Raw genomic sequence first — 14,563 nt, 5'->3', positions numbered from 1 at the left:
CAGTGGCAAAGCTCAATGATTGAGTGGTTTTTCAGGGAAGGAATGCATTCATGGCTGTAGAGGCTTCCTCAGGCGCTTCAGTCCCTGACTCGAATAAAGCACCCAAAGTGCAGGAGTAAGGAATACTTTCTGCATGAGAAAATGACCATTTGGGCACATTCTCCCTGAAGTATTTTTCCCAGCTATTCTCGAACATCTTCATGGTGCGATCACGGCGGTCACGGAACTGCAGATAATTTTCATGTCGAGTCCAGCCATGCATCCTGTTGCCTGCTTTAACACGGTTTGTATAGGCTTCATCAGTTTCATTGAAGCGTTGAGGCGAGGCAATGGCGGTACGTTTCACAAATTCATCCTGCGTTTCACCCACGCCCGTCCAGCGATTCATCTTGTCAAGACTGCGGCCCAGAGGTCCACCCAGCCATTGAGTGAGCAGCTTGTTGTCGTTCAAAAAAAAGTCGAAAGTGAGACTCGATGCCAGAGCGAATCCAAAGGTTTGAGCATAAGTGAGTCCAGATATAAAGCCATGGGCGTATGCTCCGACAGTGGCTACCGGACCCAGCACCAGACCGGCTGTGGTCGAGACCAGAGTTTTTACTTTGTGTGGTGTCGCTCTGTGCAGCAAGGGTACCTGAACCCCTTGCCCGGAACCCATGGATTTCACTATTTCGGGCATCAGACGTGAAACGCTGCGATACCTGTGCGGGTTGGCGTAGTGCTGTCTGGCAAATAGCATAGCGCCGGTTTGCAGCAGAATGACTGATGACGCGGCCTTGCCCAATGGCATGACCATCCCGCCCACCTCAGAGACTTGTTCAATTCCACTGTGGTAGGCATATTGCCCGGTTCGGTCAAGATCAACACCGTAGCCTTGCAACCAGTGCTGGAAAGGTATGGGCATACGGTGCAGGTAATCACCCCTGTTGGTGAGATCCAGAAGGTAGAGGAATGCCATGTTTGACAGCGACAGATCGGTAGCCTGCCAGACGGTATGGGTCGCCAGCAGGGGTTTGTAACTGGTGTAGTACCAGGTGACAGCCTGTACCAGAAAAGCTGAAGGTTTGACCCAGTAATCCCATAGCTGCCAATCGGCCGCTGCGACGTGAGCCAGCATCAACGTGTTATGGATTGCCTTGATCAGGTCTGATTCAGACAGGCCAGCAACATTGGCATGAGGTGTCAGGGTATCCTGAATATTGTTCAGGAAGGCTGCCGTCCTGCGGCCATTTTCAAAGGCAATATCGTCAAGCACGTAGTTGGCGATAATCGCAGCTGCATACTCTTTCATGCCGACAACAGACTCTTTCATACCCGCCGGGTGAGTGGCCGTCAGGGTCACAGGATTAAAGGCAGTCTGAATGAATTCATCAACCCCCTCATCGGAAAGTATCCCGACAACGACTTTGAAGCGGGGCACGTCGACACCCTGTTTGTAGCCAAGGAAGTGTTCAAATTCGGCCACTGTCTGATAACCATCAACACCTCTGACGGCCTTTATGTAGTTCTCAAATTCAACCTTGCTGATCGAGCCTTCCTGCAGCAGAGTAATGATCTTGTTAGCACTGGCAGAATGGGTAGCGAAGTATTCTGAGAAGCTTTTCAGCTCCTCTGGTGAGTACTGGAAGGGACCACCGTCATTTTCGACGGCTTCCTCTGCAGCTCTCAGGGCTTCCCTTAATATCTCTAATTCCGCTTTTTTGCCCTCTGCTGCTCTTTTCAGATTCTGCTGTTTCCGTGTCAGTTGCAGAATCTTGCCGCCAAAACCATCATCCCCACCCAGTTCCAGCTGTTTGTTTCTCAGGGCATCAATACGGGCGTCATGGGTAGCAGTGGAGTCTGGCTTAAGACCCAGATTATTTTCAATGGCTTTAAGACTTGCTTCATAATCCTCCAGAGCTTCCAGTGCTTTTGATATTTTTACTATTTTGTCCATTATTTCTTTATTGTGCTCAAGTTTGGTTTTAGTTTTCGAATCTATGTCTTTGGAGTTGTCAATCGCCTGATTTTCAGTATCCAGAGGCGCTTGTGATTGCTTTTCTTCATCCTTGGCACTGGCCAACTCCATTTCTCTAAAATCGTGCTCATGCAGGAACTGTGTAACCTGAGTGTACTTTCTCCTGGTTTCTGGCAATTCACCCTCTGCGTGATTGACTTTATCCTTACCATGAGACGCTTGATAGTCTCTAATGGCATTAATGTAATTAGCTCCTTCTAAATGATTATCATAGTCAAACTCAAAAGGGATTTTCACGGCGTTAATGATAGTGTTCAGTTGATGAATGAGGCCAACCCGTTTTTCTGCATAGTATTCGCTTTCCTGAAGAAAGCGTTCGATGTCGTTTAATAGGTCTTCAGGGGTTTGATTATCATTCTGAGTCAGGCCAAACCTGGCATGAATTTGTTTCAGTGATTTATTGAGATCCGTAATGTATTTATCTCTGTCGGTGGGGACGTCAGTAGAATCTGTGAATACCACCTGTTTACGATCAACAACATCCAGTTTGCGATGAAGTTCCTCCAGCTCAGTTTCAGCTTCTTCTATGCTTACTTTCGCTCTGGCCAGCTCTCGATCAAGAACGTATCGGGGCTTAGGTCCCAGGCGAGCCATTAGCCTGTCAAGCTCATTCTCAATGGCTGCAATGCGCTCATTAACATCGGGCTGACCCGCATTGAAAACTTCTTCATCCAGCTGCTCGAGTGTCGCTGTAATCAAACGGTTCTGGTCTTTGAGAGGAGCATCTTCTTTATAATTCTCAATGTTGAGTTGACGAGCTATTTCATTGTTTCTGTCTCTTTTGACACTTTCATGGTCATAGAATTCGCCCACTTCATCCGTTAATAACCAAATTTTGGTGCTTAGAGCATCCTTTTTTTCATCCAGGCTGGCATCTTTTCTAAATTTTACTTTCAGGACATCGGCCAGTGTAGCAATAAAATGCTGGCCTCTTTCTTCAGCCGCAGAGTTTTCGCTAATGTCGATGTTCAGCTTTTCCTCTACAACTTTAAGCAGCACTATCTGTTGTTTTGTGATTAACTCATCAGCGTCTTCGACAAGAAAGTTAAGACGCCCTTGCAGCCTCGCAAGTTTTAATTTCCCTGTTTCGTACGTTGGTGCGATGTTTTTTTTCCGGACCCTGTAATCTATATCAGCCAGCATTTTTTCGGTGACATCATTGCTCTCAAGTTTGCTACGAACCCTGTTAAGTCTTTCTGCATTGCCATCATCTTCATTGACTTTGATCCCGACGATTTCTTCTATGATTTTCAGTATACGCAGCGCCTCTTCCTCTGCATTCTGTCTGACATCAGTGATGTATGTCTGAATTTCCTCAGAAATGGCGTGACGACGGTCATAGACATCGTCTTTTCTATCGAGGTCGTCCATCTTCAGGGCTTTTTCCAGAGCCATCAGTTTCTCTAATACTTCAGGCATGGCTTTGGTATGGTCTGGTGTTCTGATGTCTTCCAGTTTTTCTTTTGAATCTGTAAGAATATTAACCCTGTCGTGTATTGGCTGTATCAGTGCCGACAGGTGCTGTTGAATGGACTGAAAGCGGGCACCCAGATCGTTTTCATTATCTGGAGTAATATCGAGTTGGCCTTCAATAGCGGCCAGATTTGTTTTTACAGTGTCTTTCTCATTAAGTCTCTCTCTGATGCGTATGGCCTGGTCTTCAAGTGACTGGGTATCATCCCAGTGATCAATACCAAGTGCTTCTGCCAGCTCAATGTTGCGAATTTTTATGGCTTTTTCTCTGGCATTACGAACTTCCTGTTTCAGTGCCGGAATTTCCGCGACTTCCTGCTGAAGTTTTTGTAACTGGTTTTGCCGTCCTTCCAGCAATGAAAGAGTCCGTGCAAGGTAATGCTCAGCTTGATTTTGAATGAGTTGAAGTGCCTGGACTTCTTCCCTCTCAATCAGCTGTCTGGCCATGTCGGCACTGACTTTGGCTACAAACGAATCGTCCTGGTAAGCAACATCGGTCTGTGATTCGGCGGCAAAGGGGTTCAGAATACTCTGAACAAAATTCTGGTTCGTCAGAAGATCTCCAAGCACGGGTTTAAAGCTGAAGTGATCTGCGAATTGCATCTGCAGCCAGGTTGGCGTGATGGCTAACGAAGCGACTCTGATGTGTTCTGGTGTGAGCTCAAATTGAGCGGCTGGAGATGCTTGAGTTGGAGTTGCACTGACCAATGCCTGCTGGAGAAATTCGTAGCATGCAAGTGTATTGATTGCCTGTTTATCTTCGTTTGTAAACGTCATTGGCTGTTCAGTACCGTGCCGCGCAGCAATCTCCTCCAGCACTGCCATCTGCCTGCTTTGAATCACGAACTGGTAAGTTTCGACCTTACCTTTTCTAACTATTGTTGCCACTGACGGGATGGGGTTGTCAGCCTCCGCTTCTTTCCAGAGGTTATAGAGGTTTTCTACAAAAGTAATATCATGCGGATTCGGCTTCTGACCATGGAAGACGATAACCTCACCCGGAGCTTCTGCTACTTCCAGCTTTGGATAACCCGAGGGCACAGGATAAAGCGGTCTGTCACCCTTGACGTGGACAACATATCCGACGGGTTTATTGTGTGCTAACAGTTTATTAAGCGCTTTCTGTTGTAAATCCCTTTTCAGAATGTGAACCTGGATATAGGCAGAGGCGGCGGCTGCCAGAAGAACATCATCATTGACAAAGAGTGATTGACCCAGACGTTGCAGCTCAGGAGGCTGATCGCCCGCAGCGATAAGACGCGTGAAGGTACGCCCATTCACTGCAACTTTTTCTACTTCAATGGTGGCAAGTTCGACATAGTGATCACTTGCGCCAAGGTCTCCGGCTTTGTCATCAGCTACTCCCAGCACAGCATGCAGCAGTTGGGGGTGGGCGATTTTCGTAAATTCTAATAATCGACAGCCATCTAATCGACGATGGACAGCCGAGACTGAATCCTGGTCGGTCATTGTGCCTCTGACTTCAATGACCAGTTTCTCTTCTTCAAGGTTATGAGTGAACCTGAAGATTCCTTTATTACCCACCTTCAGAATTTTGCTGTATTTCTGAGCAACATCATTCTCGCCTGTTTCAAACTGATCAACAGTGGAAACGCCACCCTTAATATTATAAAGAATGTCTGTAAAGCCTACAGAGTGAATACTGTAGCTCGTTCTGTCATGTTTCGGATCAATGTAGAGGGTGGTAATGGATTTGGGTATTGACTGCTGGTCATCCCCTACAGCTGGCAGAACAGTGACTTCACTCTGGGTAAACTCCGCATGTTCATAGCTAAAAAAATCGACAGATTTCGTCTGCAGCCTGCGACCGGCCAATGCCGGTGTACCTGTCATGAAAGCGCTGACGGCAATGGCCACGGCAAGGCTTAATACACCGGGGCGGAGACATGTCATTTTACTACCTCGAAGAAGGCACCCAGAGTGTAGGAGTAAGGAATACTTTCTGCGTGGGAAAACGACCATTTAGGTACATTTTCCCTGAAGTATTTCTCCCAGCCATTCTCAAATAGTTTCATGGTGTGATCGCGGCGTTCACGGAACTGCAGGTAATTTTCGTGTCGAGTCCAGCCATGTATCATGTCATTTGCTTCAGCACGGTCTGTATAGGCTGCATCGGTTTCACCGAAGCGTTGAGGCGAAGCAGTATCGGTACGCATCACGTATTCATCGTCCGTTTCACCTGCGCCTCGCCAGCGATTAATCCTGTCAAGAGTGCGGCCCAGGGGGCCACCCAGCCATTGAGTGAGCATCTTGTTGTCGTTCATAAAGAAGTCGAAAGTGAGACCCGATGCCAGAGCAAATCCGAAGGTTTGAGCACTGGTAAATCCGGCTATAAGACCATAGGCGTATGCTCCAGCAGTGGAAATGGGGCCCAGCACCAGACCCGCTGTGGCGGAGGCCAGCGTTTTCACTGTTTGTGGTGTTACCCTGTGCAGCAGGGGTACCTGAATCCCTTGTCCGGAACCCATTGATTTCACTATTTCGGGCACCAGACGGAAAATGCTGCGATACATTTGCGGGTTGGCGTTGTACTGTCTGGCAAACAGCATGGAGCCGGTTCTCAGCAGAATCACTGAAGATGCGGCCTTGCCCAATGGCATGGCCAGTCCCCCCAGTTCAGAAACTTTTTCAATTCCTTTGTGGTGGGCATATTGCGCGGTTCGGTCAAGATCAACACCATAGCGTTCCAGCCAGTGCTGAAAAGGTATGAGCATTCGGTGCAGGTAATCACCCCTGTTGGTCAGATCCAGAAGGTAGAGGAATGCCATGTTTGACAGCGACAGATTGGCAGCCTGCCAGACGGTATGGGTCGCCAGCAGGGGTTTGTAACTGGTGTAGTACCAGGTGACAGCCTGTACCAGGAAGGCTGAAGGTTTGACCCAGTAATCCCATAGCTGCCACTCTGCCGCTGCGACATGAGCCAGCATCAATGTATTATGGATTGCCTTGATCAGGTCTGATTCAGACAGGCCAGCAACATTGGCATAAGGTGTCAGGGTATCCTGAATATTGTTCAGGAAGGCTGCCGTCCTGCGGCCATTTTCAAAGGCAATATCGTCAAGCACGTAGTTGGCGATGACCGCAGCTGCATACTCTTTCATGCCGACAACAGACTCTTTCATACCTGCCGGGTCAGTGGCCGCCACGGTCACAGGATTAAAGGCAGTCTGCATGAATTCTTCAGCCCCCTCATCAGACAGTGTCCCGACAACGACTTTGAAGCGAGGCACGTCGACACCCTGTTTGTAGCCAAGGAAGTGTTCAAATTCGGCCACTGTCTGATAACCATCAACACCTCTGACGGCCTTTATGTAGTTCTCAAATTCAACCTTGCTGATCGAGCCTTCCCGCAGCAGAGTTATGATCTTGTTAGCACTGGCAGAATGGGTAGCGAAGTATTCTGAGAAGCTTTCCAGATCCTCAGGTTCATGCTCGACGAAGTGAATGTCTGTTTTGCCCATGGCGCGAATGTCGTCCTTGAATTGTTGAGACCCTATTTCCATCTCAGACATGGCCTTGAGCACCAGAATATCAACTTCATCCAGCGCATCCCTGGGCTGACCGTACAGGGGCTGGACAGGGTATTTCGGAAAGCTGGTCTTCAGGCTCTTAAAAACTTCCACAATCCGACTGGCCTGTTTAAATGTCAGTGTGTCTCCAGCCAATGCCTTTACGCGAATGGATGCAAATTCATCGTCAAAATTGAAAACCGGAAGATATGGCATTCCCTTATCGCTCTCCATTGTTGCTACGTGCAGGCCAATTGCGGCTTGCAGAGCTTGTTTTTTGAGAGGGTGCTGCTGCATGAAGTCGTTCATATCGGTCAGCAGTTTTGCATGTCTCTCTGTGTACTGGATGGGACTGCGGTCATTCTTGACGGCTTCTTCGGCAACCTTCAGGACATTTTTCATTCTTGCAACGTCTGCTTTACTGGCTTCAATTTCAGCTTCCAGACGCATATAAAGGGACGGTTCCTCAATCAGCTGCCGGATCTTGCCGCCAGTACCATCGTCACCGCCCAGTTCTACCTGTTTGTTTCTCAGGGCATTAATCCGTTGTTCATTAGTGTCAGAAGCGTCTGGTTTATGACCCACAGCTGCTTCAGTGGCTTCAAGAAGCGCGTCATGATCCGCCAGGTCCTGTTTTGCAATCAATGCAGCTTGATATTTATGAGTCAGGGCTGAATTCAGCCGATCCCGATCGATTTTATCCGAGCTCGATGGGTTCCTATTGATGTTTTCATAGTCGAACATCTGCTGTTCTTTGCGAACCAGATTTTCTCGTGCAGCAACTTCTTCAGCCATTGCATTGGCTAAATAAATACTTTTCCTGTCGTGCTCACGCAGGAATTCCGTGACTTGAGTGTACTTTTTTCTGGTTAAAGGCAGTTCATTCCACAATCTTTCCATTTCACCGGTTGTTTCCCGACCCGGAGTATATGAATAACCATTAAAAGTAAGAACGTAATCATCAGCTTCTTCCAGCGAAGCGGGGTCGCCTTTTATCCAGACGCGCAGATTGGTTTTGGCTTTCAGCTCCTCAATGATTTTATCTCGTATGTCTGCTCTGTATCCCAGCAGGTAATATATGATGTCCTCTGCCCGCTCTTTGTTGGTTTGCCCGTCACCTGCAGACAGACCCAGCTGGGTCTGATACTGTTTCATTGCCTGATTGATAGCAATGTCTTCCGGGGTACGCTGGAGCAAAACATCCATATTGTAGTTTGCTTTTTCCAGCTCATTTTCAGCTTCCATCACTGCTCGCCTGGCTCTGGCTACCTCGTGATCAAGAGCGCATCGGGGTTTTGGCCCCAGCAGAGCCATTTGCCTGTCAAGCTCATTCTCAATGACTGCGATATGTTCATTAATGGTGGGCTTATCGACGTTGAAAACGTCTCTAATCATTTTTGAGAATGTTTTATCAAGGAGACTGATCCGGTCATTCTGACAGGCATTGTTTTTATCTCCTGAGACAGGTTCATCTTTACAGCGCCTGATTGCGTCAATCTTTAATTCTGAAAGGCTTTTTAACAGAACAATCATATGTTCACGCATACTGGCATCCTTCTTTAATTCCACTTCCAGATTGTCGGCCAGTTTAGCAATGAAAGCCTTGCCTCTTTCTATAGCAGGAGCGTTTTCGTTCTTGTCGATGCCCAGCCTGTTCTCTACAGCTTCAAGCATCCTTATCTGTCGTCTTGTGGCTAGCTCGTCCGTTTCAACATAAGAGGTAATACGCACGCAAAGCTGGAGCCTCTCAAGTGTACCTTTCCTTCTTTTGTAATCAGGTTTGGGATCTTCTCTCCAGAGGGCATGAAATTGATACTCCGTCATTTTTTCGATGACATCATCCTCCAGAAGTTTATCACGAACCCTGTCAAGTCGTTTCAGGTTGTTATCACCTTCACTGACTTGGATCTCGAGTATTTCTTCTGCAGTTTTCAGCACATCCAGCGCCTCTTCTTCTGTCCGCCGTTTGGCCTCCTTGAGGTATGTCTGAATTTTCTCAGAAATGGCGTTCCGGCGATCATAGACATCCCCCTCGCTATTGAGGTCGACCATGTTCAGTGCTTTTTCTACAGCAGTCAGTTTCCGAAGTACTTCAGGGCGATGGCTTGGCGTTCCAGCTTCTGTTGCAGCAAGCTTTGTGGCAACTGATTGGTGGATTTCATGAATTTTTCTGCTGATAAGTCTGGACTGTTCTTCGGGGGGTTGAGTGACATCCCAGTCATCAATGCCAAGCTCTTTTGCCAGTTGCGCGTTGTGAGCTTTTGCGGCATCATTGCGCACATGTTTTTTTAGCAGTTGAATTTGATCGTCTTCCCATCGAAGTGTCTTTATCTGGTTTTCCTGCTCTTCTACTCTGGCTCGAAGCTGTTCAAGCTTAACCTCATAGTAATGTATTAGTTCTGTTAATTCGTCTTCATCGGTGAGTTCGGGCTCTTTTACCCTCAGCTTTTCCAGCTCGTTTTCCATTTCAATCAGCTGCATGGCAAATTTGCGCTTGACTTTGGAAGCAAAGCCTTCCTGTTCGCTGGAAGGATCGTCAAAATAATCGTCAGAAAATACGGTGGTATCGGATTTAATTATTTGATGAATATTCTGAATGAAATACCGGTTATTCAGAAGGTTTCCAAGTACGGGTTTGAAGCTGAAGCGTTTGACAAGTTCGACATGCATCCAGGTCGGCGTGATGAACGACGAAACAAATCTGATCTGTGGTATTGTTAATTTAAATTCATCGGCTCGATCTGAACAGGCACAGGTCAATGCCTGCTGGAGATATTCATAGTATGCAAGTGTCACCACGTTGCCAAAGTATAAAAAAGACGTACCTGTTGTACTGACAATGCCCTTCTCGTGCTCTGCAGCTAACTCCTCGAGCACTGCCATCTGCCTGCTTCTAATGTTGTACTGGTAGCTTTTGAGCCGGTCTTTTTTAATCTGTATCGTTTCTCGAGGGCGAGGACTGTTGCGGAACTCTTCCATCCAGACGTCATAGATAGCTTCCATAAAAGCGATATCCGTCGGATTCTGCTTCTGACCACGGAAAACAATAATCTCCCCCGGAGTCTCAGTCACTTCCAGTTTTGGAAAGCCTGCAGGCACAGGGAGAGCCTGCGTGTTATCCTCAGCGTAGATAACATAGCCAACGGGTTTCTGGCAGGACAAGAGTTTATTCAGAGTTTCCTGTTGTAAATCTTCTCTCAGAACATGAACCTGGGCATAGGCAGAGGTGGCTGCTGCTAAAAGCACCTCATCATTGACAAAGAGCGATTGACCCAGACGTTGCAGTTCTGGTGGCTCATCGCCTGCAGCGATCAGTCGCATAAAGGTGCGCCCTTTCACTTCAACCTGGTCTACTTCAATAGTGGCAAGGGCAACATAGTTATCAATTTCGCCAAGACTTCCTGCTCTTTCATTCGCACCTTTCAGCACGCCGACCAGATGTTCAGGGTCGGCGACTTTCGTAAACGGTTCCAGTGGTTGGATATCACTTGATTGAGCACGAACAGCCGAAATTGAATTCTGATCGGTCATTCCTTTTCTAACTTCAATGACCAGTTTCTTTTCCGCAAGATTATGGGTGAACTTGAAGATTCCCTCATCACCGACCTTGAGGACTTTGGTGTATTTCTGAGCAACGTCATTATCGTCCGTTACAAACAGATCAACACTGGAAACGCCACCTTCGATGCCGGAAAGAACGTCTGTGAAGCCTTCAGAAGGAGTCTCGTAGCCTGCTCTGGGTTCAGTCTGATCGGGGTAGGTGGTTGTAAAAGATTTGGGTATGGGTTGCTGGTCATGACCTAAAGTTGGCTGAACTATGACCTCACTCTGGATAAACTCCACAGATTCATTGTCCAGAATATCAAAAGATTTTGTCTGCAGCCTGCGATCGGCCAGTGCCTGTGTACTGATGATGGAAGAGCTGATTGCAATGGCCACTGCAAGGCTTAATGCAGTGGGGTGAATAGTTGTCATTCTGCGATCTCACTGCTTTTGTTATCGTGAAAAGTGATTGTTGCACCAGACGAGGAAGCAACTTTCAAAATCACCCATGGTTGTTAATTGCTCATGGTTGATACGGTAAGCTGAAGTGTTCACCTGTTTCATGGTGAATTGCTGAGGTTGCTGGTGGAAAGCTTGATTGAGAGGTGTTTCTCTTATCATCACCGTGTACTTACAGTTCATCATCCTTTTGCAATTTATTGAAGGCTTCAAGAGTGTAGAAGTAAGGAATGCTTTCTGCAGAAAAAAAATAAGACACCCATAATGAAAAAATGAGACACCCAAAGAATAAAAAAGAAAAATAAGACACCCATAAAAATTAATAAAAAAAAATAAGACACCCATAATGAAAAAATGAGACAAGAAAAATAAGACACCCATAAAAATTAATAAAAAAATAAGACACTCAAAAACCGTATTCCCAAAAAGTATCAGAAAATCTATCCTCAAGTAGCGTATCAAAAAGAAAAATAAGACACCCATAAAAATTAATAAAAAAATGCCTCGTCAGAGAAAAATAAGACACCCATAAAAATTAAGCCTCGTCAGCAAAATCTGTGGGGCATTTCTGGTTCGGGCAGGTTGCCCAGTGCATGATATAAAGCGATTTCTGCACATCTATAGGTTCTGAAACCATACGATTTTCTCGTAGTGAGTTTTATCTTGGTGTTCAGACCTTCCACAATTCCGCTGGAAAATGCTTTTTTTGCCCTGAACCAATTCAGGATCAGTGGCCTGTGCCGCCGAACAGTTTTAGCTACTTTCTTCATCGGCTCTATCTTTGACCGCATGACTCTTGTACACCACCGGTCCAGATACTTTCCTGCCCAGTGTGGTGATATGTAACCCCAGAACACTTGAAACTCCTCTCTGAGCAGATAGCCCCTGACACTTTTGAGATTATACTGAAGCACTGTATTTAACTTGATCTCTTCTTTCTCGGTCAGGTTTTCCTTCCGTTTCAGCAGACACCAACGGGTCTTTTTCAAAACAGGCTCATAGCCATCAGCCTGAAGCTGTTTGTGTTCTGATGCCCTGACCTCATCGATGGCCTTGTTCAGCATGGCCACAATGTGAAATCGATCCAGAATATGCAGCGCCTGATTGGCAAACTCGGCGATCCCGCTGTGTCAGGATAGTTGTCCCGCTCACTGATTAACCAATAAAAGCTAGACAGTGGGCGATGGACGTTGAATATGCCTCGTTTTTCAGAGGAACGTAAATCAGCTGTTTTGAAAAAACTGTTACCACCACACAATCGCTCTGTGCCGGATGTTGCCAGAGAGGAAGGTATCAGCGAACAAACCCTGTATAATTGGCGTAAAAAACTACGGGACAAAGGATTACCTGTGCCAGGGAACGAACAAAAATCAGAACAATGGTCTGCTGAAAGCAAGTTTGCCGTGGTCGTCGAAACCGCTGCTTTGTCAGAAACAGAGTTAAGTGAATACTGCCGTAAAAAAGGGCTTTATCCTCAACAAGTCAAGGAGTGGAAGCACGCTTGTATTTCAGGTGCTGTTCAGGCTTCTCAGCGTGCAGACCAGGAAAGCAAGCAATTAAAACAAGAGCGTAAGCGCAATCAGAGCCTTGAAAAAGAGCTTCGCCGTAAAGACAAGGCGTTGGCAGAAGCTGCAGCCCTGCTGGTGCTATCAAAAAAGCTCGATGCCTTCTACGGGATAGACAGCGAGGACAACTGACACCTGTCGATAAGCGCCGCCAACTGCTGACATGGTTTGATGAGGCTATAGCAAACGGCGCTTCTCGCTGGAAGGCTGCTGAACAATTGGAAATATCCCTGAAAACACTGAATCGCTGGCGCGATGACAATGGTGCAGTGTTAACGGACAAACGCCCGGATGCCTTGCGCCCGGTACCCTCTAACAAACTGACTGAGGAAGAGGAGCAACGTATTCTGACTATCAGTAATGAAGATGAGTATGCGAGCCTGCCACCATCGCAGATCGTGCCAGCCCTTGCAGACAAGGGAGTATACGTTGCTTCTGAATCTAGCTTTTACCGTGTGTTGAAAAAGTATGGTCAGTTGCACCACCGCGGTCGTTCAAGAAAGCGATCGAAAAGCAACAAGCCGACAACCTATGTTGCTACTGGCCCTAACCAGGTCTGGTGTTGGGACATCAGTTACATACCTTCCAGGGTACGCGGCCAGTTCTGGTACCTCTACCTGATACTGGACGTTTACAGTCGTAAGATTGTTGGTTGGGAGATTCATAGCCGTGAGTCTGGTGAGTTAGCCAGTGAACTGATTAACCGGACAATGGTGGCTGAAAAATGCACTAAAACACCGCTTGTACTGCACTCAGACAATGGGGCTCCAATGACGTCGAGTACCTTTAAGGCCAAGCTTGAGGAATTGGGCATTATTCCCTCTCATAGTCGCCCAAGGGTGAGTAACGATAACGCATTTGCAGAATCGATCTTTAAAACGGTGAAGTACTGTCCTCAGTGGCCATCTCAAGGTTTTCTGACGTTAGAACACAGTCGACAGTGGATGCTGAAGTTTGAGCGCTTTTATAACAATGAACACCGCCATAGCTCAATCCGCTTTGTGACACCTGCGCAACGGCATGAGAAAAGAGATCAGGAAATCCTGAATCACCGGAAACAGGTGTATACCAAAGCGCGAGAAGCTAATCCAACGCGCTGGTCAGGAGTTATCAGAAACTGGGAGCCTGTAGGTGCGGTTGCACTGAATCCTGAGCGGTTGTCTGAAGCAAGAATTAACGAGAAAAAGGCAGCCTAAAATTCAGTTTTCGGGACAACTATCTTGAAAAACTCCGCGATCGCCTTTACATAGGGCTTCCACATGTCAGAGCAGACATACCTCAGTTGTTGACTACGCTCAGGGCCAAAAAAGAAGAAAAAGTTTCTAATTGTGGCTTCAGTACGATCCTGACCAACCCATAATAGCCGGGTGCAACTGCGATCAATCTGATAAACCACTGTCAGGTATTTATGTCCGACCTGGTAAGCCACTTCATCAACGCCAATGGCCTTGATATTGTCGAGTGAACGATGCGCTTTGCCCCACTCAACCATGTACTCCACAGCATGAAATACTTTCTCCCATGAGGTATTGAAAGTACTGGCAACCTCTTTCCAAGACAGCTTTCTGGCCCAGTTTGCCAGAAATTGCATATAGGCTTTGGTCAGCTCCTTCTTACCTTCAGCCCATGGGACTTGCTCAACCTTTACGCCGCACGTCTTACATTCCACCCGGCGCATTCTATAGAGCAAGAAAACTCTGATTCCCCAGAGAGGAACAAACTCGAAACGACGCTCAGAAAGATGATCGTAGCCCGGAGCAGGTTTCTGGCATCCTGAGCAGATAGCGTGACTGTTCTTTCGTGGAACAACGGCTACATTGAATACTTCAGAGCCTTGGTAGAAGCCAAGTTTCACATCCTGATAAACAAATGACTTGAGTTTATGAACTTTATTGAGGATAGTTTTTATTAGCATCAGCGGTGTCTCTTGTGGTTATTTTGTCTGCTAACAAAAAAACTATCAAAAATCAGCCGCTGGT

Annotated in this window: 5 protein-coding genes; 1 reads left to right on the top strand and 4 read right to left on the bottom strand. The window is 46.9% G+C overall.

Annotated features, from left to right (window positions below; translation table 11 throughout):
• Positions 1-31: 31 nt before the first annotated feature.
• From ACOMHB_RS19020 to ACOMHB_RS19010, 3 genes are all read right to left on the bottom strand, one after another.
• The gene (locus tag ACOMHB_RS19020) at positions 32-5,401 is read right to left on the bottom strand and encodes a hypothetical protein (protein WP_448217801.1); all 5,370 of its coding nucleotides are present in this window, start codon (positions 5,399-5,401) and stop codon (positions 32-34) included.
• On the bottom strand, positions 5,398-10,992 hold the full coding sequence (locus ACOMHB_RS19015) for a coiled-coil domain-containing protein (protein WP_448217800.1): 5,595 nt from the start codon (positions 10,990-10,992) through the stop codon (positions 5,398-5,400). The genes ACOMHB_RS19020 and ACOMHB_RS19015 overlap by 4 nt, the downstream gene beginning before the upstream one ends.
• Positions 10,993-11,564: 572 nt before the next feature.
• A complete protein-coding gene (locus ACOMHB_RS19010; protein WP_448218653.1) occupies positions 11,565-12,140 on the bottom strand; it encodes a transposase in 576 nt (191 codons plus the stop codon).
• A gap of 75 nt (positions 12,141-12,215) precedes the next feature.
• Here ACOMHB_RS19010 and ACOMHB_RS19005 point away from each other — a divergent pair.
• A protein-coding gene (locus ACOMHB_RS19005) for an IS3 family transposase (RefSeq protein WP_448215008.1) occupies positions 12,216-13,780 on the top strand; the annotation gives its coding sequence in 2 pieces (ribosomal slippage) (positions 12,216-12,669 and positions 12,669-13,780; 1,566 coding nt in all).
• Here the strand turns inward: ACOMHB_RS19005 and ACOMHB_RS19000 are convergent.
• On the bottom strand, positions 13,777-14,499 hold the full coding sequence (locus ACOMHB_RS19000; protein ID WP_448217799.1) for a transposase: 723 nt from the start codon (positions 14,497-14,499) through the stop codon (positions 13,777-13,779). The genes ACOMHB_RS19005 and ACOMHB_RS19000 overlap by 4 nt on opposite strands.
• Positions 14,500-14,563: the final 64 nt, after the last annotated feature.

The sequence above is a fragment of the Endozoicomonas sp. 2B-B genome, assembly GCF_053470045.1.
Note: the sequence above shows the minus strand (reverse complement) of the source record. Positions and strands in the feature narration are given on the sequence as shown.